This is a genomic window from Ensifer adhaerens, assembly GCF_020035535.1.
GTDB lineage: Bacteria > Pseudomonadota > Alphaproteobacteria > Rhizobiales > Rhizobiaceae > Ensifer.
Genome location: NZ_CP083350.1, coordinates 1,532,135 through 1,558,101 on the forward strand (window position 1 = coordinate 1,532,135; position 25,967 = coordinate 1,558,101).

The following is a 25,967-nucleotide window of genomic DNA, read 5'->3' on the forward strand; positions in this document are numbered from 1 at the left end:
ACATATTGTCGTTTAGGCCACTTTCGTCATGTCTCCGCTTTGGTGATGTTCGCGGGTATCGAAACGCGAAAGGAACGTCACATGACACATCACCCGACCATCCGCACGATTGCCGGCGCGCCTGCACCCGAAAGCCTCGATCCCAAGACGACGGCACTGCTGGCGATCGATTTCCAGAACGAGTATTTTGTGGGCCGGATGCCGATCCCGGATGGCGAAAAGGCGCTCGCCAATGCGAAGCGGCTGATTGCGCGCGCCGATGCCGAGCGCATGAAGGTCTATCATGTCAAGCATGTCACGCCGGCCGGCAGCCCCGTCTTTGCCGAAGACAGTGAGACGTCTTCGATCCATCGCGATATTCAGCCGGCCGCCGGCCATTCGGTGGTGTGCAAGTCGTCGGTCAGCGTCTTTGCCAGTACCGATCTCGGTGTGCGGCTGAAGCAGGAAGGCGTCGAAACGCTCGTCATCACCGGCCTGATGACCCATGCCTGTGTTGCCGGTGCTGCGCGCGATGCCGTGCCGCTCGGCTTCAACGTCATCGTCGCTTCGGACGCCTGCGCCACGCGCGATCTTGATACGGGGGATGGAGACGTCGTTCCGCATGCGGTGCTGCATCGCTCGTCGCTGGCGACGATCGACGACACCTTCGGCGATATCCTGACAACCGACCAAGTTCTCGCACTCGCGCGCCGGTCCTGATCTCTGAATAGCCGGCTCGGCCCGGGCTCTTTTGGAAGACGTAAACCTGTGTCGAGCCGATTAAGCTAGGCCGAACTGCGCAGCATGATCTCGGCGCTCAAGAGAATGCGCTCGTCCTCGGGGAAGGCGCCGCCGTCGTCGGTGGTTTCCCCGAGCTTGAACAGAAGCAGCTCGATCGCCAGCCGCCCGATCTCGTTGTAGTTCTGCGCCACCGTCGTCAGCGGCGGGCAGGTGTAGCGCGACAGCGGGTGATCGTCATGGCCGGCGACGCGCAGGTCCGCATCGGCGTCGCGGCCGACCTTGAGGCCCGACTGGAAGGCGGCGGCGATGACGCCGAAGGCGACGCGGTCGTTGGCGCAAAGTACCGTCTGCGTCGGAAAGCCGCCGGAGCCGAGGATGCGCAGCGTCTCGTCGAAGCCGAATTTTTCGAAATCCCAGGCGGCGTTAGGCGTGGTTTCGACCAGCGTCGGCTCCATCTTCAGCTGCTGCATCGCTTCCAGATAGGTGTCGCGCCGGGCGAGTGCGTTGTTGTTGACCGGCGGCATGCCGAAGTAGCAGGGTGGGCTGCCGGAGCGGCAGAGGTAGTCGACCATCAGCCGGAAGCTCTGGCGGTTGTCGGTGCCGACGAAGGAGGAGCTGTCGTCGAGCGGCGAGTCCACATAGATCAGCGGAATGCTCGCGCCGAGTGCAGACAGCGTCTTGTGATGCGACTGAACGCCGAGGGGGGCGATGATGGCGCCGGCGACGTTCATCGACTTGAAGGTTTCGATCGCCCGTTCTTCCATCTCCGGCCGCCCGTCGGAGGAGAGCACGAAGGCGAGGAAACCCGCCTGGTTGGCGATGTGCTCGATCCGGCGTGTCAGCGCCATGTAGAACGGGTCGGTCGAGTTGGGAACGATGACGCCGAGGATATTGGTGCGGCGGCGGTTGAGGTTGACGGCGAAGATGTTCGGGCGAAAACCTGACTGCTTGATCGCCGCCTCGATAGCATCCCGGGTTTTCTTGCGGACCGAGCCCGGATCATTGAAGTATTTGGAGACCGTCGGGCGCGACAAGCCGACGAACTCCGAAAAATCCTCCATGGTCTTGATCTGTCTGTCCACGGTCACTGTGCCCCATATTGTTTTGATTTCGTTTATAGGTTCATTTCTCGGGGATAGGCAGTACCGGCCGGCAAATATTCACCGAATGCATGGCCGCTTCTCTCAAGAGCGGGATGCGGGTGGAAAACCGCATACACTTTTCCGCATGCCGCCTTACGCTCGGCAGGCCATGAAATAATCCTCAAGAACTCTGTCGACGGCAGCAAGAGCCAGTGGTTTTGCTTTGGCGGCGACTTCTCCATCGCGTACGCGTTCGTAACTGCCGGGGAGATACTGGCTGATCAGCGTTTCCGGTATGGTGACGCCGTCGAGCAGTGCGAGAAGTTCTTCGACGGCTGCCGCGACCTTCGGGTGCGGCCAGTAATAGCGGATGCGGTCGCTATAGGAGAAATGCCGCTGCAGCCGCTGAGCTTCCGCCGAGCCGTGGTAATACTTGCCCCAGTTCGCCGGCTCCTCGCGCATCACGGTCTCGGTGACCGCCGCCAGCGTCTGCTTGCGAGCCTCGGGGAAGAGGAAGGCGGCGATCTGGTCGAGGCCGTAAAGCGCTTCGCGCAGCGCGAAGGTCAGGCCCGGGCCGACCTTGAGAATGGCAAAGCCATCGGAGACAAGAGCGCGCAGCGCCTCCGGCGTCTGGTAGTCGGTCGAATGCGCCTCGAAGACGACGCCGTCGAGCTGTTTCAGGCTGGCGCTGAGCTTTGCCGCTTTCGCCCTGTCATAGGCGATGACGTTCTCGTTGCCGAACTCGACGCCCGGCTGGACCACCGCGCCGACGACCCGCCCGAAGGCATCGGCAGCACCAGCTTTCTCGAAGGCCTGACGATGTATCGACACGGTCTCGATCGCAGCCTCGGGTGCGGTGACTTCCAGCGTGTCGAGCTCTTCCAGCGCACCGCCCGGAACCGGTACTTCGGTGCCGATAATATAGACGGGGGCGACGCCATTCCCTCCGCGAATGGCACCTTCTGCGGCCGCAGCGAGCCGAGCTGCGCGCTCCGCCGTCACCGCATCGGGCAGCGCCACCGGCTCGCCGGCGCAGCCCATGCTGGTGTCCAGATGTAGCTTGGTGAAGCCGGCCTTCGCATAGGCCTCAATCATCGTCTCGGCCTTGGCCATCGCCTCATCCGCCGGCAGATGCTTCCACGGGTTCGGACCGAGATGGTCGCCACCGAGGATGATCTTTTCCTTGGGGAAGGCGACGCGATCGGCGATCTCGGCGACGAAGCGAGTGAAATCGGCGGGTGTCATGCCGGTATAGCCGCCGTCCTGGTTCACCTGGTTGCAGGTCGCCTCGATCAGCAGAGCGGCACCTTCATCGCGTGCGCGCAGCATGGCGGCTTCGATTACCAGCGGGTGGGCCGAGCAGACGGAGGGAATGCCGCGCGGGCCGGGGCGTTCGGACCAGCGGGCGATGTCGATCAGCAGGTTCTGTTGCATGGCGGTCAGCCCTTTTGCGCGTTGATGAAGGTTTCGAGATCGGCTCGCGTCGAGGCGCCTTCCATCGGGCCGGAAATCATGACGGCGCGCGCGCCCGAGGCATTGGCAAATTCCAGCGCTTCAGCGGGCTTTGCCCCGTTCAGCCAGAAGGTGACGAAGGTCGCGCCGAAGCAGTCGCCGGCGCCGGTGGGGTCGACTTCCTCGACCGCAAAGCCGGGGTGCGAGAGCGTCGTTTCGCGATCGAAGTAGCTCGCGCCATCGGCGCCGCGCTTGACGACGACCACCTTGATGCCGGTGGCGAGCAGTTCCGAAACCGCCTCGGCGTCGGTCTTCGCCTCGGTAAAGAGGAAGAGCTCCGCGCCACTCGGCAGGAATACGTCGGTCTTGGCGAGCACCGTCTGCAGCGCCTCGCGCATGCCGGGGCTGTCGAGGATTTCGGGGCGAAGGTTCGGGTCGAAGGAGACCGTGCCGCCGGCCGATTTGATGATCTCGATCGCGGCGATGATGCTCTCGACGACGCTCGGGGCGTAGAGCGACGAGCCCATCACATGCAGGTGGCTGCAGGTTCCGACCAGCGCGCGGGTTGCCTTATCGAGCCTGATCGTACCGCAGGCGCTGTGGCGGATGTTGAAGACGAAGGCGCGGCTGCCGTCGGCGCGGTAGCGCACAAAGGCGCTGCCGGTGGTGCCGAGCGGATCGACTGATATACCCGAGATGTCGACGCCGTCTGCTTTCAACCGATCGAGGTTGACATGGCCGAAGTCGTCGTCGCCGACGCGCGAGATCATTGCTGCTGCCTGACCGAGCTTGCCGGCCTGGTCGATGAAGATCGCCGGCGCGCCCGAGGGGTAGGGGCCGATCAGAGGGGTCGCCTGGCGAAAGCCGTCGCCCTTTTCGGTCGCGATGATCTCCACGAGGATTTCGCCGATCGTCAGTATCTTGTGCATGGGGTTATGTCTCTTCGGAAAGATCAGCGCTTTGCCTGCTTGGCGCGCACGTCGAGCCAAACGGCGATCAGGATCACCAGGCCCTTGACGATGAGCTGGTAGAAGTAGGGGACCGACAGCATGTTCATGCCGTTGTTCATGACGCCGATGATGAGCGCGCCGATCAGCGTGCCGACCATGGTGCCGACGCCACCGGCAAGCGAGGTGCCGCCGAGCACGGCCGCCGCGATCGCGTCGAGTTCGTAGCTCATGCCGGCATTGGTCTGGGCGGAAAACAGGCGGGACGACAGAAGCACGCCGCTGATCGCCGCCATCACGCCCGAGATCATGAAGATGGTGATCTTCAGCCGGTCCACCTTGATGCCGGAATAGACGGCCGCCTCGCGGTTGCCGCCCGTCAGGTAGGCGCGGCGGCCGAAGCTCGTCTTGCTCAAGAGGATGTGGTTGACGAGGAAGAGGACGGCGACGACCCAGATGATGATGGGCAGGCCGAGGAAACTTTCGGTACCGATGGCGGTCCACGTCGAATTCTCGATCATCGCCGGCGCGCCGTTGGTCGGCAGGCTGACCATGCCGCGGTAGATGCCCATGGTCGCGACGGTGACGATGAAGGATGGCAGCAGCAGCTTTGCCGTCAGCACGCCGTTCAGCATCCCCATCAGCGCGCCCGCAAGAAGCGTGATGACGAGCGCCGGCGCGAAGCCGAGGCCGAAGGTGAAACACTGCGCTCCAACCATGCCGGCGACCGCAATGATCGAGCCGACCGAAAGGTCGATCTCGCCAAGCAGGATCACCCAGGTCATCCCGAAGGCGGCGATCGCCACCACGGCCACCTGCTGCAGGATGTTCATGAAGTTGACGACCGACATGAAGCGCGGATTAAGGAAGGAGAAGATGACGCAGAGCATCACCAGCGACAGCAGAATGCCGCCATATTGTTTCAGGGCTCGCATGAAAGCGGCCTGGGCTTCGGATTGCTGTGTCATGATTGGAATCCCGTTGCGTGCGCCATGATCGTTTCGGGGTTGAGGTCGGTGCCGGAAAGCGTTGCGCCGATGACGCCCTCGTGCATGACGACGACGCGGTCGCTCATTCCCAGAACCTCCGGCAGCTCGGAGGAGATCAGCAGGATCGCCGTTCCCTCGGCCGCCAGCTGGCGGATGATCTTGTAGATTTCGAACTTGGCGCCGACGTCGACGCCGCGGGTGGGCTCGTCGAGGATCAGCACCTTGGGCCGGGTCAGCAGCCACTTGGCGAGCACGATCTTCTGCTGGTTGCCGCCGCTGAGCGAACCGGATGGCGTGTCGAGCGAATGCGTTTTGATCGCCAGTCGCCCGACTTCCGCGGCAGCGGCTTCGCGTTCTGCACGCTTGCGGGTGAAACCGAGCGGTCCGGTAAAGTCGGCAAGGGCCGCCATCGAGATGTTCCAGCCGACGCTGTGGCTGAGGACGAGGCCCTCTTCCTTGCGGTTTTCGGTGACGAAGCCGATGCCGCGCGAAATTGCCTCTGCCGGCGAGCGGAAGCGGACCGGTTGTCCCTCGAAGCGCACAGTCCCGGTCGCGGCCTTCATGCCGAAGAGGGCGTTCATCACCTCAGAACGGCCGGACCCGACGAGGCCGAAGAAACCGAGGATCTCGCCGGACCGGATGTCGAAGGAGATGTCCTCGAATTCGCCGTCGCGGGTAAGGCCGTCGACCGAGAGAACCGGCGTGGCATCCGCCTTCTGCTCGTGCGTCGCTGGCGGATAGATTTCGTCCATGCGCCGGCCGACCATCAGCGCGATCAGCGCCTCGATGGTGACGTCGTCGCGATCATGGGTGGAGACATATTCGCCGTCGCGGATGACCGTGATGTCATCGCTGAGCCGCATGATCTCTTCCATGCGGTGCGAGATGTAGATGACGGCGACCCCGCGGCTCTTCAGCCGCGCGATGATGTCGAAGAGGATCTCGGCCTCGCTGTCGCTGAGCGACGACGTCGGCTCGTCGAGAATGACGACCTTGGCCTCGTGGCTGAGGCCCTTGGCAATCTCGACCAGCTGGCGCTGGGCGATCGAGAGATTGCCGACCTTCTCGCTGACATCGATAGGCAGGCCGAGATCGGCGACGATCGCGCGGGCCCTGGCGACGAGCTCCTTGTCGTTGATGAAGCCGAAGCGGCGCGGCTCGCGGGTGGCGAGAATGTTTTCAGCCACCGTCAGGTTGCTGCAGAGGCTGAGTTCCTGGAAGACGATGGCGAGCCCGAGGGCGGCGGCATCCTGCGGATTGCGCGGCCGGTAGGCGCGCCCATCGAGGGCGATTTCTCCCGAGGTTGCCTCGTGTACTCCCGCGAGGATCTTCATCAATGTCGATTTGCCGGCACCATTTTCGCCGAGCAGCGTGTGCACCCGGCCGCGCCGGACCTTGAGGCGCATGCCCTTCAGCGCCGCGACCTGGCCGAAGGATTTGGTGACGTTGTCGATTTCGAGAATGGTATCCGTGTTCGAACCATGCATGGCGGCCTCCTTCGGGTCAGCCGAGGGGACGCCGCCGGCCAAGGGCCGGGGCGTGCACCCCGATGTTTGCCGCCGCCTTTCGATCGGAGCAGGATGCGGGCGGACAACCGCACACACTTTCCTGATCTCGCCCTTGAGGCGGCGGCAGTCCTGGGAGGACTTACTTCGCGGTGTAGACGCCCGGAACGATCGGCTGTTCGGCCGGAACGGTCTCGCCGGCGGCAACCTTGACGGCCGTGTCGACCGCCTGCTTGCCCATCTGGTCCGGGAATTGCTGGATGACGCCGACCATGACCGGGTTGGTGTCGACCGCGTCGCGGGCCTCCTTCATGCCGTCGAAGCCGATGACCTTGACCTGGGATTCGAGACCCGCAGCCTTCACCGCAACGGCGGCGGCAAGTGCCGCGTCATCGCCAAAGCCGAAGATGCCGGTGATATCAGGATTGGCCTGCAGCATGTTCTGGGCGGCGGCCAGTGCTTCGGCGCGGGTGATGCCGGTCTGGATCGCGACGATCTCCATGTCGGGATGCTTGGCGATCGCTTCCTTGAAGCCGTTGACGCGGTTCACGACCGACTGGACCGTCGGATAGTCGATGACGGCGACCTTGCCCTTGTTGTCGAGAACCTTGGCCATCAGCTCGCCGGCCTTGACGCCGCCGGTGAAGTTGTCGGTGCCGATATGCGAGGTAACGGTCGCCCCATTGGCCGGAACGTCGACGGTGATCACCTTGATGCCGGCCTTTTCGGCCTTCTCGATCGCGGCGCGCACGCCCTGGCTGTCGACCGGCGAAATGACGATGACGTCGACGCCCTTGACGATGAAGTCCTCGACATCGGCGAGCTGCTTGTTGAGGTCCTGGTTGGCGATCGAGACTTCAAGCTTGACGTTCTTGGCTTCGGCCTCGGCTTTCATCGCGTCGGCGAGCTCGATGTAGAACGGATGCTGCTGCGTCAGCAGCGACGCACCGATGCCGTCGGCGAAAGCCGAGGAGGCGAGGAGCGAGAGCGCCGTGCCGGCGACGAGCGATTTCAGAATGCGGGACATGTTCATGGTTTCCTCCCTGGAAACGGCGTGGGCCTTCGTATCGCGATCCAAGCTGGCGAGGTCCCCTCGCCGCCGTCTTGGTGAAGGCGTAAAAACCACAAAACTTTGCGCGCGTCAATTTTTAAAAATACGCAAACAAACAAATAAACGTATAACGAGAAAATTTTAGGTGACCTCGTCACCGTTCGTCGCTGGCCCGACGGCGTGGCGGGACGAGGTTGTTCAAGTTCGCAGCGGGGATGGCTTGCCTTTATCCCGCATTGCGCCAGATAGCGTGGCAAACGGCGACGGAGACGAGATCATGACGAAGGTCAACAGGACGGCGCTGGTCCGAATCCTCGGGCGGGTACAAGGTGTTAGCTTCAGGGTTTGGGCGCGGGACGAGGCGCAGAAGCTCGGTCTCGACGGATGGGTTCGAAACGAGGCCGATGGCTCGGTTGCCGCTCTGATCAGCGGCCCGGAGGACGCGGTCACCCTTATGCTCGAGCGCCTGCATGACGGCCCGCCGGCCGCATGGGTTTCGAAGGTCGTTGCTGAATTCGTCGAAGCGCCGGAGGGTGTCAACGGCTTTCGAATCACCCGATAGGCAGGCCTTCAGCCGAAACTACCGCCGCCTGGTTTTGACCGGGCGGCCATCGCCCAAGCGCGAAATCAACGTTGCGCTTCGAGCTTGCTCGTTTTCTGCTCGCCCGTCGGTCGGCCATAGGCCCGCAGAAAAGTCTGAACCGCCTTGCGGGCACTTTCCTCAAGTTCGGCCTCGCCTGGAGCCTCGCCGAATAGCCCGCCCATCTGCAGGTCCGCCTTGATCAGCGCGATGAACTGCCGGGCGGCGAGGTCAAAATCATCGATATCGAGCGGCGCCCGGTGCGCAAGCCGCGCAAAAAGTGCAGCCAGCGCACGATCGGTCTTGCCTGGCCCCTGTTCGCGCCAGAACTGAAAGAGATGCGGATAGCGATTGCCTTCGGTCGCGATCAGCTTCTGGATGAACTTTGCGTCCTGGTTGCAGATGCAGTTCTTGTTAAGACGCACCGCGAAGGCGGCAAGGTCCTCTTCGAGATTGTCGGCGCGTTCAGGGAAGGTCGCGAGGATCGAAAAGAGCACGCCGTTGGTGCGATCCATGATGTCCTGGATCACCGCCATGAACAGCGTCTCTTTTTCGCGATAGTGGTTGTAGACCGTCTGGCGCGATACGCCGGCTTCGGCGGCGATCTCGTCGATGCTCGCACCGGAAAAGCCCTCGCGGCAAAAAACGTCTGCAGCGGCTTCGAGGATCGAGACGCGTTTCGCAAGCTGCCCTTTTTGCACGCGGACATCAGGCGAGGCGGGGTCATGTTTTTTCATGGAGCGAAGATAAGGCCCATTGACGATTTAGACAATGGTGTCTAATTTTACACTTGTGTCCAAATTAATGGACTAAGTAGTCAGCGCAGGATGCGTCTCCCAACGTTCGATCCTGGCACGACCGTCATCTTTCGAGTTTCAATCCTGGCGGCAGCGATGCCGGCCTTGCGCCGGAACATTTGTCGCGATTTCTGAAAGATAATTGCCATGACAGCGTCCTTCCTCCGCACGGCCATCGTCCTCGGTCTGATTTCGGCGATCGGTCCCTTCGCAATCGACATGTATCTGCCCGCCTTACCGTCGATCGGCAGAGACCTGGCGGCCGAAAACGGCGTGGTACAGCTCAGCCTGCTCGCGTTCTTCATTTCCTTCGCCATTTCGCAGCTCATTTATGGCCCTCTGTCAGATATCTGGGGCCGCAAGGCGCCGCTCTATCTCGGCATCGGCCTTTTCACCGTCGCCAGCATCGGCTGCGCGCTTGCGACCGACATCGAGACCTTGATCGCCTTCCGCTTCCTGCAGGGCATTGGTGGGGCCGCCGGTATGGTCATTCCGCGCGCTGTCGTCCGCGACATGCACACCGGCGTCCAGGCGGCACGGCTGATGTCGCTGCTGATGCTGGTCTTCAGCGTTTCGCCGATCCTGGCGCCGCTTGCCGGCAGCGCCGTGATCCAGTTCTACGGCTGGCGCGGCGTCTTCTACGCGGTGATGGTCGCCGCCTTTATCGGCCTGATCCTCCTGTCGACGCAATTGCAGGAGACCCGCCCGAAAAAGGATCGTGCGGGCAGCAGCGTGGCAAGCGCGCTTGCCGCCTACCGCTTGCTGCTTTCGGACCGTAACTTCCTGACGCTTACCTTCATCGGCGGGCTCGGCATTTCCGGGTTCCTCGTCTATCTCGCCAACTCGCCCTTCGTGCTCATTGACCACTACGGGCTGACGCCGACGCAATATAGCATCGCGTTCTCGATGAACGCCGTGTCCTTCTTCGCGGTGTCGCAGGCGACCGGCTGGCTCGGCGAGCGTTTTGGGCTGGTTCGGGTCATGCATCTCGCCGTCGGCGCCTTCGCTTTGACCATGGTCACGATGTTCGTTGTCATGAGCCTCGGCTTCAACCAGTTGCCCGTCATGGCCGCTTTCCTGTTCGTCGGCTACGGGGTGCTCGGCCTGGTGATCCCGACCTCGGCGGTGCTGGCACTCGAAGACCACGGCGAGATTGCCGGCACGGCTTCGGCGCTGATGGGGACGCTGCACTTCGTCACCGCCGCCGTTGCCATGGTGGTCGCGAGCCTCTTCTTCGACGGCACGGCCCTGCCAATGACCGGCGCGATCGCAGCTTGTGCCCTTGCTGCCTTCCTCTTGACCCAGGCAACGATCGGCCGCAGCCGGGTGGTGGCGGCGGAGTAGCCCGAAGAAACAGCCTGCTGTTGACCCAGGAAGACACCGGCGAGGCCTGGCTTCGCCGGTGTTCTCTTGCCTACCCCTTGATGGTCAGGATCGGTCGGATCCGGGCAACGCGGGCCACCAGGCCGTCCGCCACCATCGGGTCCACCACCTGATCGATCGGGCGATAGGCGGCCGGTGCTTCTTCGTTCAGGCGGCCTTTCAGTTCCGCGAGAATATCTGCCCGTCCCCTTATTATCGGATCTTCGGTGTCGATCGGGCCGACGACGCGCAGGCCGGACAGCGTCGTCTTTGCAACTCTCGCCTCCCGGCGTGAAAGCCGACGTCCAGCGCCATGGGCGGAGGACTCCATGCCTTCCTCGGATCCCAGGCCGCGCAGCAGCCAGGTGCCGTCGCCCATCGAACCCGGCAAAATGACCGGCTCGCCAGTCCACTCGTAAGGCGAGCTTTTCAGAGCCGTTGTTCCGCGCGCCGGGCAGGCCCCCTTTCGGTGCCGAACGGTGCTGCCGTTCTCCCACACGGTGTTGTGTGGAGCATCGTAGACGAGCCGATGCTCGACCTGACGGCCAATGGTGCGCGACAGGGCTTCCACCGCCGCAAGGCCGATCAGGAACCGGTTCACGAAGGCGACGTTGGCCGCATTGGCGTGGCCGTTGAGAAAACGCCGGTAGAGATCGCAGTCGCGTGCCTGGGACAGAATGCCATCGCGAGCACCCGTCGCCTGGAGGCACGTCCGTTCGCGCGTCGCCGTGCCGATCCGCTGGCCGAAATCGAGCGAGCCGGAGTGGACGACGACAACGACGCTGTCGGCCTTCAGCCCTGCGAGGTGGGCAAAGCCGCCATCGGCGATGCGTTCGACCATACCGAATTCGACGAAATGGTTGCCGCCACCGATGGTGCCGAGAATGGCGTCGTGCCGGTGTCGATCATCGGGCGCGGCATAGTCGGCAAAATCGGGATCGATACTGTCCGCGTGGAAGTTGCCGTCATCCGACATGCGAGCCACATCGTTCCAGGCTGCTGCGAGATCAAGGCGGGCAAGCAAGCCGCGCCGCTCGCCGGAAAGGCTTTCGAGCAAACCAGGCACGCCGTGTCTGAGTATTGCGTGACGGTTCTTGCCGGTCAGCGCGATGTCGCGGCCGCCCTGGAAGAAGACATGGCGCAGATGCTTCTCCAGATCGGGTCCAAGGTCGCTCTCGCCGATCCTGTCGAGGACGATCATGCGCATTCCGCAGCCGATGTCGTTGCCGATCAGGTGCGGAATGACGGCGCCTTCGATGTCGGCGACGACACCGACCGGAACGGGCTTGCCGGGATGAAAGTCTGGCGTGGTGACGATGCGACCGGCAACAGCATCCCGTGCCGCCAGGGCCTCCGGCGAGGGAAGGGCGGTTGCGAGATCGCCGAGTGCGCGCGCACGCTGGTGCTCAGGTTCGTCGATCGCGACGACGGACCTGATTGCATGTCCGGAAACGACAGCGTTCCGGACGGTAGGGTTGTCTCGGGTGGACATGGTGGTTCTCCGTAGCCTCGGGTTCAGCAGCCGCGGCAATACGGATCGGCGCGTTATCTAGGCGATTGCACGCCGGCAGTCAACGTGCTGCCGGGGCCGGCAGCACGCCAGGGTCGAAGAGCTGTGCCTGCTTGTCCGATCAGAAATTCCAGTCCTCGTCCTCGGTCGCCACCGCCTTGCCGATGACATAGGAGGAGCCGGAGCCGGAGAAGAAGTCGTGGTTCTCGTCGGCATTCGGCGACAGGGCCGACAGAATGGCGGGATTGACCTTGCAGGCTTCACTCGGGAACAGCGCCTCGTAGCCGAGGTTCATCAGCGCCTTGTTGGCGTTGTAGTGCAGGAACTTCTTCACATCCTCGGTTAGCCCCACGCCATCATAGAGCGCCTCGGTGTATTTCGCCTCGTTGTCGTAGAGTTCGAGCAGCAGGTCGAAGGCGAAATCCTTGATTTCCTGCCGGCGTTCTTCGCTTAAGTGTTCCAGCGCGCGCTGGAACTTGTAACCGATGTAGTAGCCGTGCACCGCCTCGTCGCGAATGATAAGCCGGATCATGTCGGCGGTGTTGGTGAGCTTGGCGCGGCTCGACCAGTACATCGGCAGATAGAAGCCGGAATAGAACAGGAAGCTTTCGAGGAAGGCGCTGGCGACCTTCTTCTTCAAGGGATCGCCGGAGGCGTACTCTCCCATGATCAGCGCCGATTTCTTCTGCAGGAACTCGTTTTCCTCCGACCAGCGATAGGCGTCGTCGACATCCGGCGTGAGGCACAGCGTCGAAAAGATCGAGGAATAGGAGCGCGCGTGCACCGCCTCCATGAAGGAGATGTTGGAAAGCACCGCCTCCTCATGCGGGGTGGCGGCATCCTCCATCAGCCTGACGGCGCCGACGCCGTTCTGGATCGTGTCGAGCAAGGTGAGGCCGGTGAAGACGCGGATGGTCAGCTTCTGCTCCTCCGGCTTCAACGTCGCCCAGGAGGGAATGTCGTTGGAGAGCGGCACTTTTTCGGGCAGCCAGAAATTGCCGGTGAGGCGGTTCCAGACCTCCAGATCCTTGTCGTCCTCGATCCGGTTCCAATTGATGGCGCGGACGCGGCTTGCGGGTTTGGCGTGCATGTTCATGTCGTTAAACCTTTGTGATCGTGTGTGCCTCATCGTGCGGTGAGGGAGTTGCCCACATCTACGCGGTGCGGGTATGGCCCCTCATCCGCCTGCCGGCACCTTCTCCCCGCTTGCGGGGAGAAGGGACAATGCCGCACCGTCCCACATCGTAGGGACCGGCCGCATCTGGGCCGTTGGTATGGCACGTCCCCTCTCCCCGCCTGCGGGGAGAGGGCCAGGGTGAGGGGCAGTATGTGCCGTTGCTGGAATGCGAGGTTACAGCGCGCAGGAAACGCAGCCCTGGACCTGCGTGCCTTCGAGCGCCATCTGCCGAAGGCGGATGTAGTAGATGGTCTTGATGCCCTTCTTCCAGGCGTGGATCTGGGCACGGTTGATGTCGCGGGTCGTTGCCGTGTCGCGGAAGAAGAGCGTCAGCGACAGGCCCTGGTCGACGTGCTGGGTAGCCGCCGCATAGGTGTCGATGATCTTCTCGGGCCCGATCTCGTAGGCGTCCTGGTAGTATTCGAGGTTGTCGTTGGTCATGAAGGCGGCCGGATAGTAGACGCGGCCGATCTTGCCTTCCTTACGGATCTCGATCTTCGAGACGATCGGGTGGATCGAGGAAGTGGAGTGGTTGATGTAGGAGATCGAGCCCGTCGGGGGCACGGCCTGGAGGTTCTGGTTGTAGAGGCCGCCAGCTATCACCGCCCGTTTCAACTCCAGCCAGTCTTCCTGCGTCGGGATGGATATTCCCGCCTGCTCGAATAGGTCTTTCACCTTTTCGGTCGCCGGCAGCCATTCGGTCTCGGTGTATTTGTCGAAATAGTCACCCGACGCGTATTTCGAGTTCTCGAAACCCTTGAAGCTCTCGCCACGCTCGATGGCGATGCGGTTTGAGGCCCGGATCGCGTGGTAGGTCACAGTGTAAAAATAGATGTTGGTGAAATCGATCCCTTCCTCGGAGCCGTAAAAGATGCGCTCGCGGGCGAGATATCCGTGCAGGTTCATCTGCCCGAGGCCGATCGCGTGGCTGTCATCGTTGCCCTTCTCGATCGAGGGAACCGGCGAAATGTGGCTCATATCCGAGACGGCCGTCAGCGCGCGGATCGAGGTCTCTATGGTCTTGCCGAAATCGGCCGAGTCCATCGCCGCTGCGATGTTCAGCGAGCCGAGATTGCAGGAAATGTCCTTGCCCATCTTGGCGTAGGAGAGGTCGTCGTTGAATTCGCTCGCCTCGCTCACCTGCAGGATTTCCGAGCAGAGGTTACTCATGGTGATGCGCCCGGCGATCGGGTTTTCCCGATTCACCGTGTCTTCGAACATGATGTAGGGATAACCGCTTTCGAACTGGATCTCGGCGATGATCTGGAAGAATTCGCGCGCCTTGATCTTCCGCTTGCGGATGCGGGCATCCTCGACCATCTCGCGATATTTCTCCGTCACCGAGATCTCGGTGAGCGGCACGCCGTAGACGCGCTCCACGTCATAGGGCGAGAACAGGTACATGTCCTCGTTGTTGCGGGCGAGCTCGAAGGTGATGTCGGGGATGACGACGCCGAGCGACAGCGTCTTGATGCGGATCTTCTCGTCGGCATTTTCGCGCTTGGTATCGAGGAAGCGCATGATGTCAGGGTGGTGGGCGTGGAGATAGACCGCACCTGCGCCCTGGCGGGCACCGAGCTGGTTGGCATAGGAGAAACTGTCTTCGAGCAGCTTCATCACAGGAATGATGCCGGAGGACTGGTTCTCGATCTGCTTGATCGGCGCGCCCATCTCACGGATGTTGGTGAGCGACAGCGCCACGCCGCCGCCGCGTTTGGAAAGCTGCAGCGCCGAATTGATGGCGCGGCCGATGCTCTCCATGTTGTCCTCGATCCGGAGCAGAAAGCAAGAGACGAGTTCGCCGCGAGCCTTCTTGCCGGCATTGAGGAAGGTCGGCGTCGCCGGCTGGAAGCGGCCGGAAATGATCTCGTCGACGAGATCGCGGGCGTGCTGTTCGTCGCCGCGCGCCAGCGTCATCGCCACCATGCAGACGCGGTCTTCGTAGCGCTCCAGGTAACGCTTCCCGTCGAAGGTCTTCAGCGTATAGGACGTGTAGTATTTGAACGCGCCGAGGAACGTCGGGAAACGGAACTTCTTGCCATAGGCGTGATCGTAGAGGTCGCGCACGAAGTTGAAGGAATACTGGTCGAGAACCTCCTGCTCGTAATAGCCCTCGGTCACCAGATAATCGAGCTTCTCGCGAAGGTTATGGAAGAACACGGTGTTCTGGTTGACGTGCTGGAGGAAGTATTGCTTCGCAGCCTGCCGGTCCTTGTCGAGCTGGATGCGCCCCTCTTCGTCATAGAGGTTCAGCATCGCGTTGAGCGCATGGTAGTCCAGCGCCGGTTCCGTTGCCTTCAGGGGGCGTTCGAGTGTTGAGACGTCCAAAATCGTTCCATCCCGTTTTTGACGTTGGCGACGTCCGCTTCGGTCCCGAGTAGCTCGAACCGATAGAGGTAGGGCACCCGGCACTTGGCCGAGATCACGTCGCCGGCGATCCCGTAGGTCGCTCCGAAATTGCTATTGCCCGCGGCAATCACGCCGCGGATGTGGGAGCGGTTGCCCGCATCGTTCAGGAAGCGGATCACCTGTTTCGGCACGGCGCCCCGGCCGTCGTCGCCGCAATAGGTGGGCACGACGAGCACATAGGGCTCCGTAACCGTAAGCGAACCCTTACCTTCGTTGAGCGGTATGCGGGTTGCGCGAAGGCCGAGCTTTTCGACGAAACGATGGGTGTTTTCCGAGCGGCTGGAAAAATAGACGATCAGCCCCATCGCTAGCCCTCAAGCAAGTGCGCTGATCATGTCCGGGCGGAAGCCGGCCCAATGGCGCTCGCCGGCGACGACGACCGGGACCTGGCGGTAGCCGAGACCCTGCACGAGCGCGAACGCATCGGAATCCTCGGAGATATCGATGAGGCGGTAATCGGTGCCCTGGCGGTCGAGTGCGCGGGTGGTGGCGGTGCATTGGACGCAGGCGGGCTTGCTGTAGACGGTGATCGACATGGGTTCCTCGTGAGGGTCTCGCAAATGGGCGCAAAAAGTCGTCGGGTCGCGCGAACGCGAACCGTGGTGTTGGCGATTGGACACGGAACATCGCTCCCCGGTCGCCTTGACCGGAGTTGACGTCGTCAAGCTGACCCAAGGTCGGTTACGCAACCGGGTCGGCTCGTATTGCTCGGGCGCTCAGGAATTCCGCGGATGCGAGTTTTCAGGGCGCGGCCCTCCGATCAGGCGCGCAACAACGCGCACCCGTCCGCAGAAGGTGGATCTGAACTGGAAGAAACTGACATGACTTCACCCCGAAGCTTTCGACAGGCTGCCGGGGAGATGTCGAGACGATCCGGCAGGCTCATCCTGCCGTAACGCACCCAACCCCTCCGGACACCCCGCCCGTGGACTTATGTTGCTCGAGGCAGGTCTCCTGGCTCACGGGTCAAAGCTTCCATCCCGACCTTCCCGAGGCCTCATGCCTCAGTGGTCCAATTCCGGACAGTCGCTCGCCGTCTACAGTTGCGGGGGCAGCTGCGGCATAGCCGGGCGGAAAGCGCCGGCGCACCGTATTCCCGTCTTAGCTCCCAATCCTTGCGAATCGGAAGAACCTCGAACACTACATATAGTAGTTGATCGCGCATCTGCGTCAATAGGTGCGAGGTGCCTCCGGCCCGGGTGAGGGGGCGAATTCTTTCGCCGTGTGGATAACAAGACGTTAAACGAGGGGGCGCGGCAAAGCCCGTTGGCGGGGCGCTCTCGGCTTCGACGCCGCGCGCTCGCGCCCTTACCGGTCACCTACGAAGGTACGATATTCTAGGACGCGCCAGAGCGAATTTCTGCTCATTCGATCCGGCGCCTGGCAGGGTGGCAGATTGCGACAGCTGAGATTTGTTTTTGCCCCGTCAGTCGCAGAGCGACATGCTGACGTCCTTGTTTTCTCCGGGTTGGGCGCGAGGTGAAGCCCTCGCCACGCGCGGTGCGTTGCCGCAGTCCCGCGTCGGTGAGGGCTGTGGCTTCTGCGCATTGTCGTCCTTCGGCCAGTGCCGCGGATCGGCAACGTCGCCGACGCGCGCCCGAATGTTCTCGTGGTCCCGCGTCAGGCCGATATCCCTCAACTGGAACTCGCTGAAGGTATCGATGGCGATGGTTGGGTTGAGCACGTTCCCGGCCCGTTTCAGGACATGAAGGATCGTCGATCGCAGCGCGCTAAGCATTGCTATCCTCTTTGTTTTTGCTGTTGTGTTCGCGAAAAAAGTGAGGATTTTTGCCGCTTCGCGCAAAGCGATTTCTCGCATGCTGGCATAAAGAATGCTTATCTCAACGCCATGAGCAAGATTCCTCCCATGAGTGCGGTGCGTGCCTTCGAAGCGGCGGCACGGCACCTGAGCTTCACCCGCGCCGCCGACGAACTCGGCATGACGCAGGCGGCGGTCAGCTACCAGATCCGGCTGCTGGAGGAGCGCATAGGCACGCCGCTCTTCGTCCGGCTTCCGCGCGAGGTGCGGCTGACTGCGGCCGGGCGGCAACTGGCGCCGAAGGTGACGGAGGCGATCGACCTTCTCGGGGCGGCCTTTTCGGAAATCACCGACAAGACCGAACACCACCTGCACATCTCCATATTGCCGACCGTCGTGTCGAGCTGGCTCGGCTCCAGGCTCGCCTCGTTCCAGACGGCCCATCCGAACATCAGCATTCGGGTGCACATGTCGACGGAGCTGATCGACTTCAAGCGTGATGCGATCGATCTTGTCGTGCGCAGCGGCAATGGCGACTGGCCCGGCAACGACGTGTTTCCGCTTTTCCCGATCGATTACATGCCGGTCTGCACGCCTTCTTTCCTGGAAAAGCACCAGCTCAGGCATCCCTCCGACGTGCTGCGCGTGCGGCGCTTCGGCAATGCCAGCTGGTGGCGGCGATGGATGATCGAGACGGGGGTGGAACCGCCGGCAAGCAACGGTACCGAGCTGATCTTCGACGTCCAGGCGATGGATGTCACCACGACACTCAACGACCATGGCATTGCCATCGCCGTTTCGACCTTCCTGATGGACGAACTTAGGAGCGGCCGATTGATTCGGCCGTTCGACCATGTGGTTCGCGACGGGCGTGCCTACTGGCTGGTCTATCCGCAAGGCAGCCGACGGCAGAAGAAGATCCAGGCGTTTCGTGACTGGATCATCGCCGAGGCGGATGCGTCGAACGCGCTTCTTTCGTCGGTGATGGGGGAGCAGGGGTCCGTTTCGGGCTGAGCCCCGACGGACGATTTCCCTTGCAGGTTGTTTTGCCGAAACCACCCTCGGTTGGCGCTATCGGATGAAGGTGAAACTTTCATGGAGAAACTGAAAATCAGCTGAGAACGGCTGTTACCAAACTGACATGGCAGCTCCCTAAAGACTGCGGCCAACCGCAGCCGGAGAGGAGACCGAAGCCCTCCGACGCGCACGCCTTGAAGCCATCGTCGGAGGCCGTTTCCATGAAGATCGTCCAGATCAGCGACACCCATCTCAGCCCGCTGAAGAGCCATTTCAACGACAACTGGGAGCCGCTTCGCGCCTGGATCGAAGCGGTGGCACCTGATCTCGTCATTCACACCGGTGACGTGACCATCGACGGCGCCGACCACGAAGACGACATCACCTTTTCGCTCGACCTGACCGGCCAGCTGTCGATGCCGGTGCTGATCGTGCCCGGCAATCACGATGTCGGCCATTTGCCCGGTTCGCATCAGCCGGTCGACCTGGAGCGTCTTGCCCGCTGGCGCCGCCTCGCCGGACCGGATTACTGGGTCTCCGATCACGCGGGCTGGCGGCTGATCGGGCTCAACAGCCTGCTCCTCGGCTTCGAAGATGAGGAAGAGGAAACGCAGTTCGCCTGGCTTGAGGAGCAGTTGCGGAGCCACGGCGGGCGCCAAGTGGCGATCTTCGCCCACAAGCCGCTCTTCGTCGACGCGCCAGAGGAAGGCGACACCGGATACTGGAGCGTTCGCCCCCACCAGCGCCAGCGCCTCTTCGATCTGATCGAGGGTTCCGACGTGGCGCTGCATGCAAGCGGCCACCTGCATTGGGCCTGGAAGGGCGAACATGCCGGAACGGCGCTCGTCTGGGCGCCGCCGACCTCCTTTATCATCGACACGCTGGAGCGGCCGATGCCGGGAGAGCGGCTGGTCGGCGCCGTCGTGCACGAATTCACCGATGCCGGTGTCTCGAGCGAGATCGTCGCCGTCCCGGGACTTGTCAGCCACGTGCTCGATCCGATCGTCGAGGAGGTCTATCCGCAGGCGGCGAAGAAGAAGCCCCTTGTGGAGGCGGCGCAATGAGCGTGCTTTCGCTAGAGGGTATCACCAAGTCCTATGGCGGCAACGCGATCCTGAAGGGCGTCAGCCTGGTGGCGGAGGCCGGTGAGTTTATCGCCCTTGTCGGCCCCTCCGGGTGCGGCAAGAGCATGCTTCTGCGGATCGTCGCCGGGCTCGACCACGGTGACAGCGGCGAGATCGTCATCGGCGGCCGGAGCGTTGCCCGCATGGCCGCGGCAGATCGCAATGTCGCGATGGTTTTCCAGTCCTATGCGCTCTATCCGCATCTGACGGCGGGAGAGAACATCGCCGTGCCGCTCGCCATGCGGCGCCTGACGGCGGTGCAGCGCCTGCCGGTCATCGGCAATTTCCTGCCGGGGCAAAAGCAGATCCGCAGCGATATCCAGCGTCAGGTGAAGGAGATGGCCGGCGCGCTGAAGATTGACCATCTGCTCGACCGTAAGCCTGGCCAGATGTCCGGAGGTCAGCGCCAGCGCGTGGCGCTCGCCCGCGCCATGGTGCGCCGCCCCGCCGTGTTCCTGATGGACGAGCCGCTCTCCAATCTCGACGCCAACCTGCGCGTCCACGCCCGCGGCGAGATCGTCGACCTGCACCGTCGCGCCGGCGCGCCGACGCTCTACGTCACCCACGACCAGTCGGAGGCGCTCTCGATGGCCGACCGGGTGGCGGTGATGATCGGCGGCAATCTCCTGCAATTGGCAAGCCCAAAGGAGATCTACGACAACCCCTCTCATATCGAGGTCGCGCGCTTCCTCGGCCAGCCGAAGATCAACGTTCTTGCGACCCGCAGTGACGCCGCAGGCATCGTCCGTTTCGGCGATCTCGCCCTGCTCGCGAACCGGGGGCAAACGCCGGATGCGCCGGTGAAGCTCGCAATCCGCCCGGAATTTGTCCGCTTCCATGTGGCAAGCGCCGGCCGCTTGACTGCGCGGGTCGAGCGCATGGAGTTCCTAGGGTCCGAAGTCATCGTCTACGCCCGTCTCGATGCGATCGGCGAGGCGGTCACCGCCAAGTTGGCACCTGCCGAGGCCGCGGCGCTCGCGATCGGCCAGCCCGTCGATGTCGAGTTCCTGCCCGAGCGGGCGATGCTCTTCGACCAGGAAGGCGCGCGTCTTCAGGCCGAGCCGATCACGGTAGCAACGTCCCTGGAGAAGATCCATGGCTAGTGTCGCGACCTTCGAAACGGCGATCGCCGAGCCCGCAGTGCGCGAGGCGCGCATTGCCTGGCTCCTGGCGCTGCCGGCGGTCCTCCTGCTCTTCCTCTTCATCCTGTTGCCCACACTTGCCGTGATCGTGCTCGGTTTCACCGACTTCGAACTCGGTTATGGCAGCTTTCGTTTTGTCGGCTTCGAGAACTATGCCGAACTCTTCGGTGATCGCACCTTCCGTCGGTCGCTCTGGAACACAGTCGTCTATACGGCGATCGTCACGCCGGTTTCGATCGTGCTTTCGCTTTCGATCGCCATGTTGATCGAGGCGGAAACCAAGGGCAGGGCATTCTTCCGCACCGTCTATTTCCTGCCGGTCGCCTCGCTGCTCGTCGCCATGGCGACCGTCTGGCAGTTCCTCTTCCACCCGACCATAGGCCCGATCAACACCTTCCTCGCGCTCTTCGGTATTGCCGGCCCGAACTGGCTCGGCGCCTCCAGCACCGTGCTCTACGGCCTTTCGATCATCGGCATCTGGCAGTCCGTCGGCTTCAACATGGTGCTGTTTTTGGCCGGCCTCACCGCCATCCCACGCGAGCTTTACGCCGCGGCTGAAGTCGATGGCGCCAAGTCCTGGTTCGATCGTTTCCGGCTGGTGACCTGGCCGATGCTCGGGCCGACGACGCTGTTCGTTACCACCATCAGCATCATCAATTCGGTGAAGGTTTTTGAGACGGTGAAGACGCTGACCGAAGGCGGTCCGAACAAGGCATCGGAAGTGCTGCTCTTCACCATCTACCAGGAGGGCTTCGTCTATCTGCGCGTCGGCTATGCCTCGGCCATGACCGTCGTCTTCCTCGCCATCCTCGTCGTCCTGATGTTCCTGCAGTACCGCGTGCTTGACCGGAAGGTGCATTACGCATGACCACGAACGCTCTTTCGCTTGGCCGTATCGCCCGTTTGACGGTGCTGTCACTTGGCGCTCTCATCTTCCTTGCGCCCTACATCTTCATGGTTTCGACCGCCGGCAAGGCACAGAGCGAGATCTTCTCCTCGTCGCTGTCGCTGATCCCGGAGCAGTGGTCCTATGTCGAGAACTTCTCCAAGGCGCTGTCGCGCGTCTCGATGTCGACGCTGCTCTTCAACGGCGTCGTTGTCTGCGCACTGATCTTCGTCATCCAGATCGTGGTCGCCATCCCCTGTGCCTATGCCATGACGAAGCTGAAGTTCCGCGCCGCCCGCACCATGATGGTGCTGGTCATGCTCGGCCTGCTCGTGCCGATCCACGCGACGGCGCTGCCGATTTACGTGGCCTTCGACAGGCTCTCCGTGCTGAACAGCTACACGGCCCTGGTGGCTCCGTTCTCGATCTCGGTCTTTGCGATCTTCCTGTTTCTGCAGTTCTTCCGCGCCATGCCCGACGACCTGATCCACGCCGCAAGGCTCGACGGCATGTCGGAGGCCGGCATCGTCGCGCGCGTCATCGTGCCCAACGCCTGGCCGGCGATCACGGCATTCGCGATCTTCTCGGTCGTCGCCCACTGGAACGATCTCTTCTGGCCGCTGATCGTCGTCACCAACCAGGATTATGCGACCCCGCCGCTCGGCCTTCTCTACTTCCGCGCGGCTGAAGCTGGCGACGACTACGGCGCGCTGATGGCCGCCACTCTCATCATCACCCTTCCCCTCGTGACGGCTTTTCTGTTGGCGCAGAAACGCTTCGTCGAGGGCATCACCATGACCGGTCTCAAAGGCTGAACGGTCCAACCTGGAGCGCATCCCATGACACATCTGAGACAGCTTTTCACCGCGGCTGCCGCATCGCTGATCATCGCCGCACCCGCCTACGCCGAGACCCAGCTGACGGTGCATTATCCGATGCCCGGCTTCTTCAAGGACGTGATGGACACGATCTCGAAGAAATTCATGGAAGAAAACCCCGATATCAAGATCACCTTCGCCAATCCGTCCGCGACCTATGAGGAAGGCATCCAGACGATCATGCGTCAGGCCGGTACGGTCGAGATGCCTGATCTGACCTTCATCGGCCTCAACCGCCTGCGCATGGTCAACGAGCGCGACATCCCCGTCGACCTCGGCCCGTTCATCGCCAAGGACGGCAACATGGCCGAACAGGGCTTTTCGGAAAACATACTGAAACTCGCCCAGGTGGGCGGCAAGCAGGTGGGCCTTGCCTTCGCGACCTCCAACCCGATCATGTATTACAACGCCGATCTGGTGCGCAAAGCCGGCGGCGATCCGGAAAACCCGCCGAAGACCTGGGACGAGGTCATCGCGCTCGGGGGCAAGATCAAGGCGCTCGGCGACGGCAATGAAGGCATCGACTTCCGCTGGCAGGGCGACGACTGGATGTTCTCGGCTCTGCTCTTCGGCGCCGGCGGCGACATGCTGAGTGCTGACGAAAGCAAGGTTGCCTTCAATGGTCCCGAGGGCCAGAAGGCCGTTGAAGTGCTTGACCGCATGGTCAAGGAAGGCGGCTTGCCGGTGCTGACCAAGCAGGCTGGCGAACAGGCCTTCGTTGCCGGCAAGATCGGCTTTGCCTTCCAGACGACGGGCGCGCTGCGCAACACGATCAAGAATGTCGGCGACAAGTTCGACCTGCGCACGGCCCAAATCCCGCTGATCGACCCGGTCAACGGCAAGCTGCCGACGGGTGGCAATGCTGTCGTTATCCTGACGCGCGATGCCGAAAAGCAGGAGGCCGCCTGGAAGTTCGCGAAGTTCGCCGCCGGTCCCTATGGCGCCTCGGTCGTCGTTCCCGGCACCGGCTACGTGCCGAACAACGCGCTTGCCGCCACGTCGCCGGAGTATCTCGCCAACTTCTACAAGGAAAACCCGCTGTTTCGCGCCGGCCTCGAGCAGATGCCGCGCATGCGCCCCTGGTATGCCTTCCCGGGCAGCAACGGCGTGAAGGTCACGCAGACGATCGTCGAGAACCTGTCGCGCATCGTCGAGCAGACGGCGACGTCAAAGGAAGCGCTGGACGAGGCAGCAGCCGAAGTCGAAAGCCTGTTGCCGCGCAGCTGATCCGGTCTCTTGTGAGGATTGCCGCCGCCCCGGAAGAAATTCCGCGGGCGGCGTCTGCTTTCGGTCAGCCGAGGCGGCGGACCGTCCCGCCCGGATAGAGCCGGCTCTCAAGGGTCAGATGGCGGCAGCCCGACGCATTCTCGGCCATGTCGAGCAGAAGGGCAGCAGCGGCGAGCCCCATGTCGCCGTCAGGCATCGAAATCGTGGTGAGCGTCGGGCTCATCAACCGCCCAAGCGCGATGCCGTCGAAGCCGGCGACCGAGACGTCGTCGGGCACGGACAGGCCCTGGCGGCGGAGCGCCGCGATGACGCCGAGCGCAAGCAGGTCGTTGGAGGCGATGATCGCAGTCGGTTGATGATGGGCGACAACGGCACAAAGGTCGAGGTTCTCGTAGCCGTCGACGAAGGGGATCTCGATCGCCTCGATCGGTTGAACACCCGCTTCCTGCATGGCGGCAGTGTAGCCGTCGTAGCGCAGACGCGCCCGGTCGGAAGAATGGAAATGGCCGGTGACCACGACAATGCGCTGATGTCCATGCGCAAGGATATGCCGGGTCAGCTCGTAGCCGGCGCGATGATTGTCGACTGTGACGGCGGCGGCAAAGCGGGCAACCGGCCGATTGTTGAGGAGCACCGTCGGCGGCAGTGCCGCCGATAGCGCCTCGCTGGTGCGGGCATCGCAAAGGGTCAGGATCAGGCCGGTCGGGCGCTGTTCCAGCAGCGATCGCACGGCGCGTGCCTCGAGTGCGGGATCGTAGTTGGACTGGGCGATGAGAACGCCGTGGTTCGCGGCCTGCATGCGGTGCTGAATCCCGCCGAGCGAAGCTGCGAAAACCGGATTGGTGACGCTCGGCACCAGCACGCCGACCACAGGCTGGCTGCGGCCTGCGGTGCGCCCCGTTGCGGCTGTGGGCCGATAGCCCAATTCGGCGGCGGCCCGCCGCACGCGCCGCACCATCTCGTCGCTGACGGGGCCCTCGCCGTTCAGCACGCGCGAAACGGTTGCGAGTGAACAGCCGGCATGAAAAGCGATCTGTTGCAGGGTTGCCATCGGCGCCCTCTAGCCGATCCCCATGACAGCAGATTGAAGAGCGTCTTCTCTGTTTTCCACATCAGGCATGAATTATTATTCATGCTATGAATTATATTGACAGGTCGTGCGTCCACGGTTTTAATCGCAATCGTCGGAAGTCGAGGAGGAGTTCCGGCGAACTCATACATTCAGCGGCCGCAAGCAAACGGCCCTATCGGTTTTTTGGAGGGGCTTCGGCCTCGAGGAGGACGCGTGCGCAAATTTCTCAGCACGACCGCTCTGGCGGTCATTGCAGCTTCATTCTGGGCAGGTTCGGCAAACGCCGAAACGGCGAACCCGTTTCGCTGCCAGCCCGGTGAAAAATACGTCATGAACGTCATGGTGTCGGGCGTGGAATACTGGTTCCCGGTCTATGAAATGTTCAAGCAGGCCGGCCAGCAGTTCGGCTGCGAGACGGAATATACCGGCACGCCGGAATATGACGTCAACAAGCAGATCGCCACCTTCGACCAGGCGCTTGCCCAGAACCCGGCCGGCATTCTGGTTCACCCGATGAACTCGGACCCGTTCATCGAGCCGATCAACCGGGCGATCGACCAGGGCACGGCGGTCGTCACGTTTGCCGCAGACTCGCCGCTGTCGAAACGCGTCTCCTTCATCACCTCGGACAATACCCGCGAAGGCACCTACGCCGCCGACGCAATCGCCGAGAAGATGGGCGGCAAGGGTGAATATGCCGTGCTCGAAAACCCGGGCCAGGACAACCACGACAAGCGCATCACCGCCTTCGTCAACCGCATGGCCGAGAAGTGGCCGGAGATGAAACTCGTCGGCCGCGCCGCCTCGAACCAGGATCCGAACAAGGCCTATCAGGGCCTGATGAGCCTCATCCAGGCCAATCCGAATCTCGGCGCCGTGTTCATGCCGGAAGCCAACTCGGCGATCGGTGCTGCCCAGGCCAGCAAGGAAAGCGGCGGCAAGGTGCTCGTCATGTGCGCCGACGTCAACGCCAACATCCTCGACATGATCAAGGCCGGCGAAGTCTTCGGCTCGATCAACCCGAACCAGGGCATGCAGGGCTATATGGGCTTCATGCTTCTGTGGATGGCCAAGCACCCGGAGCTGATCGACCCGATGAACGACGCCAAGCGTTCCGGCTTCAACCCGATGAGCATTCCCTTCGTCGACAATGGTCTTTCCATCGTCACCGCTGAAAATGCCGACGATTTCTACTGGGACAAGTACCTGAAGCGTCGTGGCACCAAGGGCATCGACGAGTAGGATCCATGAATTGGCTGCCCGGTCGTTGCCGGGCAGCCA

At 62.5% G+C, this 25,967-nt stretch carries 24 protein-coding genes and 1 riboswitch; of the genes, 10 read left to right on the forward strand and 14 right to left on the reverse strand.

Annotated features, from left to right (window positions below; translation table 11 throughout):
* The first annotated feature begins 81 nt into the window (after positions 1–81).
* On the forward strand, positions 82–699 hold the full coding sequence (locus LAC81_RS27345; protein ID WP_223730259.1) for an isochorismatase family protein: 618 nt from the start codon (positions 82–84) through the stop codon (positions 697–699).
* A gap of 65 nt (positions 700–764) precedes the next feature.
* Here the strand turns inward: LAC81_RS27345 and LAC81_RS27350 are convergent, their stop codons facing one another.
* From LAC81_RS27350 to LAC81_RS27375, 6 genes are all read right to left on the reverse strand, one after another.
* Positions 765–1,781, reverse strand: a complete 1,017-nt coding sequence (locus tag LAC81_RS27350) for a LacI family DNA-binding transcriptional regulator (protein WP_223730338.1) — start codon at positions 1,779–1,781, stop codon at positions 765–767.
* A gap of 174 nt (positions 1,782–1,955) precedes the next feature.
* A complete protein-coding gene (locus tag LAC81_RS27355; protein WP_223730260.1) occupies positions 1,956–3,236 on the reverse strand; it encodes a D-tagatose-bisphosphate aldolase, class II, non-catalytic subunit in 1,281 nt (426 codons plus the stop codon).
* A 5-nt stretch (positions 3,237–3,241) separates the two neighbouring features.
* On the reverse strand, positions 3,242–4,183 hold the full coding sequence (locus LAC81_RS27360; protein WP_223730261.1) for a sugar kinase: 942 nt from the start codon (positions 4,181–4,183) through the stop codon (positions 3,242–3,244).
* A 23-nt stretch (positions 4,184–4,206) separates the two neighbouring features.
* Positions 4,207–5,169, reverse strand: coding sequence for an ABC transporter permease (locus LAC81_RS27365; protein WP_113538363.1), 963 nt, complete (start codon positions 5,167–5,169; stop codon positions 4,207–4,209).
* On the reverse strand, positions 5,166–6,677 hold the full coding sequence (locus LAC81_RS27370) for a sugar ABC transporter ATP-binding protein (RefSeq protein WP_223730262.1): 1,512 nt from the start codon (positions 6,675–6,677) through the stop codon (positions 5,166–5,168). Before LAC81_RS27370 ends, LAC81_RS27365 begins: the two co-directional genes overlap by 4 nt.
* A 160-nt stretch (positions 6,678–6,837) precedes the next feature.
* Positions 6,838–7,728, reverse strand: a complete 891-nt coding sequence (locus LAC81_RS27375; protein WP_034805529.1) for a substrate-binding domain-containing protein — start codon at positions 7,726–7,728, stop codon at positions 6,838–6,840.
* A gap of 295 nt (positions 7,729–8,023) precedes the next feature.
* On the opposite strand from LAC81_RS27375, the gene LAC81_RS27380 reads away from it, so the two are divergent.
* Complete coding sequence (locus LAC81_RS27380; RefSeq protein WP_223730263.1) at positions 8,024–8,308, forward strand: acylphosphatase; 285 nt, start codon at positions 8,024–8,026, stop codon at positions 8,306–8,308.
* A 65-nt stretch (positions 8,309–8,373) separates the two neighbouring features.
* On the opposite strand, the gene LAC81_RS27385 is transcribed toward LAC81_RS27380, so the two are convergent.
* Positions 8,374–9,063, reverse strand: coding sequence for a TetR/AcrR family transcriptional regulator (locus LAC81_RS27385; protein ID WP_223730264.1), 690 nt, complete (start codon positions 9,061–9,063; stop codon positions 8,374–8,376).
* 207 nt (positions 9,064–9,270) lie between these two features.
* Between LAC81_RS27385 and LAC81_RS27390 the strand changes: the two genes are divergently transcribed.
* Positions 9,271–10,467: a multidrug effflux MFS transporter gene (locus LAC81_RS27390; RefSeq protein ID WP_223730265.1), complete on the forward strand. Its 1,197-nt coding sequence runs from the start codon at positions 9,271–9,273 to the stop codon at positions 10,465–10,467.
* 70 nt (positions 10,468–10,537) lie between these two features.
* Here LAC81_RS27390 and LAC81_RS27395 read toward each other — a convergent pair whose 3' ends face one another.
* The 6 genes from LAC81_RS27395 to LAC81_RS27420 all read right to left on the reverse strand — a co-directional run bounded on the left by LAC81_RS27395 (position 10,538) and on the right by LAC81_RS27420 (position 17,319).
* Entirely contained in the window at positions 10,538–11,977 is a 1,440-nt protein-coding gene (locus LAC81_RS27395; RefSeq protein ID WP_223730266.1) for an RtcB family protein, read from the reverse strand.
* Positions 11,978–12,116: 139 nt separating this feature from the next.
* A complete protein-coding gene (gene nrdF, locus LAC81_RS27400) occupies positions 12,117–13,091 on the reverse strand; it encodes a class 1b ribonucleoside-diphosphate reductase subunit beta (protein WP_223730267.1) in 975 nt (324 codons plus the stop codon).
* A 255-nt stretch (positions 13,092–13,346) separates the two neighbouring features.
* Complete coding sequence (gene nrdE / locus LAC81_RS27405) at positions 13,347–15,500, reverse strand: class 1b ribonucleoside-diphosphate reductase subunit alpha (protein WP_223730268.1); 2,154 nt, start codon at positions 15,498–15,500, stop codon at positions 13,347–13,349.
* Positions 15,470–15,886, reverse strand: a complete 417-nt coding sequence (gene nrdI, locus LAC81_RS27410) for a class Ib ribonucleoside-diphosphate reductase assembly flavoprotein NrdI (RefSeq protein ID WP_223730269.1) — start codon at positions 15,884–15,886, stop codon at positions 15,470–15,472. The genes nrdE and nrdI overlap by 31 nt, the downstream gene beginning before the upstream one ends.
* A 9-nt stretch (positions 15,887–15,895) precedes the next feature.
* Entirely contained in the window at positions 15,896–16,117 is a 222-nt protein-coding gene (gene nrdH, locus LAC81_RS27415) for a glutaredoxin-like protein NrdH (RefSeq protein WP_223730270.1), read from the reverse strand.
* 390 nt (positions 16,118–16,507) lie between these two features.
* A riboswitch (cobalamin riboswitch) is annotated at positions 16,508–16,732 on the reverse strand.
* A gap of 275 nt (positions 16,733–17,007) precedes the next feature.
* Complete coding sequence (locus tag LAC81_RS27420) at positions 17,008–17,319, reverse strand: hypothetical protein (RefSeq protein ID WP_223730271.1); 312 nt, start codon at positions 17,317–17,319, stop codon at positions 17,008–17,010.
* 129 nt (positions 17,320–17,448) lie between these two features.
* On the opposite strand from LAC81_RS27420, the gene LAC81_RS27425 reads away from it, so the two are divergent.
* The 6 genes from LAC81_RS27425 (at position 17,449) to LAC81_RS27450 (ending at position 23,614) form a co-directional block, all read left to right on the forward strand.
* Complete coding sequence (locus LAC81_RS27425; protein WP_223730272.1) at positions 17,449–18,354, forward strand: LysR substrate-binding domain-containing protein; 906 nt, start codon at positions 17,449–17,451, stop codon at positions 18,352–18,354.
* 224 nt (positions 18,355–18,578) lie between these two features.
* On the forward strand, positions 18,579–19,421 hold the full coding sequence (locus tag LAC81_RS27430; RefSeq protein WP_223730273.1) for a metallophosphoesterase family protein: 843 nt from the start codon (positions 18,579–18,581) through the stop codon (positions 19,419–19,421).
* On the forward strand, positions 19,418–20,584 hold the full coding sequence (locus tag LAC81_RS27435) for an ABC transporter ATP-binding protein (protein ID WP_223730274.1): 1,167 nt from the start codon (positions 19,418–19,420) through the stop codon (positions 20,582–20,584). Before LAC81_RS27430 ends, LAC81_RS27435 begins: the two co-directional genes overlap by 4 nt.
* Positions 20,577–21,491 (forward strand): carbohydrate ABC transporter permease, encoded by a 915-nt coding sequence (locus LAC81_RS27440; protein ID WP_223730275.1) that lies wholly within the window; start codon positions 20,577–20,579, stop codon positions 21,489–21,491. Before LAC81_RS27435 ends, LAC81_RS27440 begins: the two co-directional genes overlap by 8 nt.
* Positions 21,488–22,324 carry a carbohydrate ABC transporter permease gene (locus LAC81_RS27445; protein ID WP_223730276.1) on the forward strand — a complete coding sequence of 279 codons (837 nt, stop codon included), beginning with the start codon at positions 21,488–21,490 and terminating at the stop codon, positions 22,322–22,324. The genes LAC81_RS27440 and LAC81_RS27445 overlap by 4 nt, the downstream gene beginning before the upstream one ends.
* 24 nt (positions 22,325–22,348) lie before the next feature.
* Positions 22,349–23,614, forward strand: coding sequence for an ABC transporter substrate-binding protein (locus tag LAC81_RS27450; protein WP_223730277.1), 1,266 nt, complete (start codon positions 22,349–22,351; stop codon positions 23,612–23,614).
* Between the two features lie 64 nt (positions 23,615–23,678).
* Here LAC81_RS27450 and LAC81_RS27455 read toward each other — a convergent pair whose 3' ends face one another.
* Positions 23,679–24,665: a LacI family DNA-binding transcriptional regulator gene (locus LAC81_RS27455; RefSeq protein WP_223730278.1), complete on the reverse strand. Its 987-nt coding sequence runs from the start codon at positions 24,663–24,665 to the stop codon at positions 23,679–23,681.
* Between the two features lie 234 nt (positions 24,666–24,899).
* On the opposite strand from LAC81_RS27455, the gene LAC81_RS27460 reads away from it, so the two are divergent.
* Positions 24,900–25,928: a substrate-binding domain-containing protein gene (locus tag LAC81_RS27460; protein ID WP_223730279.1), complete on the forward strand. Its 1,029-nt coding sequence runs from the start codon at positions 24,900–24,902 to the stop codon at positions 25,926–25,928.
* The last annotated feature ends 39 nt before the right edge of the window (positions 25,929–25,967 follow it).

Bases quoted from the DNA above. Each gene is read 5' to 3' on its own strand.
- LAC81_RS27345 (WP_223730259.1), top strand. From the start codon at position 82: ATGACACATCACCCGACCATCCGCACGATTGCCGGCGCGCCTGCACCC.
- LAC81_RS27350 (WP_223730338.1), bottom strand. From the start codon at position 1,781: ATGGAGGATTTTTCGGAGTTCGTCGGCTTGTCGCGCCCGACGGTCTCC.
- LAC81_RS27355 (WP_223730260.1), bottom strand. From the start codon at position 3,236: ATGCAACAGAACCTGCTGATCGACATCGCCCGCTGGTCCGAACGCCCC.
- LAC81_RS27360 (WP_223730261.1), bottom strand. From the start codon at position 4,183: ATGCACAAGATACTGACGATCGGCGAAATCCTCGTGGAGATCATCGCG.
- LAC81_RS27365 (WP_113538363.1), bottom strand. From the start codon at position 5,169: ATGACACAGCAATCCGAAGCCCAGGCCGCTTTCATGCGAGCCCTGAAA.
- LAC81_RS27370 (WP_223730262.1), bottom strand. From the start codon at position 6,677: ATGCATGGTTCGAACACGGATACCATTCTCGAAATCGACAACGTCACC.
- LAC81_RS27375 (WP_034805529.1), bottom strand. From the start codon at position 7,728: ATGAACATGTCCCGCATTCTGAAATCGCTCGTCGCCGGCACGGCGCTC.
- LAC81_RS27380 (WP_223730263.1), top strand. From the start codon at position 8,024: ATGACGAAGGTCAACAGGACGGCGCTGGTCCGAATCCTCGGGCGGGTA.
- LAC81_RS27385 (WP_223730264.1), bottom strand. From the start codon at position 9,063: ATGAAAAAACATGACCCCGCCTCGCCTGATGTCCGCGTGCAAAAAGGG.
- LAC81_RS27390 (WP_223730265.1), top strand. From the start codon at position 9,271: ATGACAGCGTCCTTCCTCCGCACGGCCATCGTCCTCGGTCTGATTTCG.
- LAC81_RS27395 (WP_223730266.1), bottom strand. From the start codon at position 11,977: ATGTCCACCCGAGACAACCCTACCGTCCGGAACGCTGTCGTTTCCGGA.
- nrdF (WP_223730267.1), bottom strand. From the start codon at position 13,091: ATGAACATGCACGCCAAACCCGCAAGCCGCGTCCGCGCCATCAATTGG.
- nrdI (WP_223730269.1), bottom strand. From the start codon at position 15,886: ATGGGGCTGATCGTCTATTTTTCCAGCCGCTCGGAAAACACCCATCGT.
- nrdH (WP_223730270.1), bottom strand. From the start codon at position 16,117: ATGTCGATCACCGTCTACAGCAAGCCCGCCTGCGTCCAATGCACCGCC.
- LAC81_RS27420 (WP_223730271.1), bottom strand. From the start codon at position 17,319: ATGCTTAGCGCGCTGCGATCGACGATCCTTCATGTCCTGAAACGGGCC.
- LAC81_RS27425 (WP_223730272.1), top strand. From the start codon at position 17,449: ATGAGTGCGGTGCGTGCCTTCGAAGCGGCGGCACGGCACCTGAGCTTC.
- LAC81_RS27430 (WP_223730273.1), top strand. From the start codon at position 18,579: ATGAAGATCGTCCAGATCAGCGACACCCATCTCAGCCCGCTGAAGAGC.
- LAC81_RS27435 (WP_223730274.1), top strand. From the start codon at position 19,418: ATGAGCGTGCTTTCGCTAGAGGGTATCACCAAGTCCTATGGCGGCAAC.
- LAC81_RS27440 (WP_223730275.1), top strand. From the start codon at position 20,577: ATGGCTAGTGTCGCGACCTTCGAAACGGCGATCGCCGAGCCCGCAGTG.
- LAC81_RS27445 (WP_223730276.1), top strand. From the start codon at position 21,488: ATGACCACGAACGCTCTTTCGCTTGGCCGTATCGCCCGTTTGACGGTG.
- LAC81_RS27450 (WP_223730277.1), top strand. From the start codon at position 22,349: ATGACACATCTGAGACAGCTTTTCACCGCGGCTGCCGCATCGCTGATC.
- LAC81_RS27455 (WP_223730278.1), bottom strand. From the start codon at position 24,665: ATGGCAACCCTGCAACAGATCGCTTTTCATGCCGGCTGTTCACTCGCA.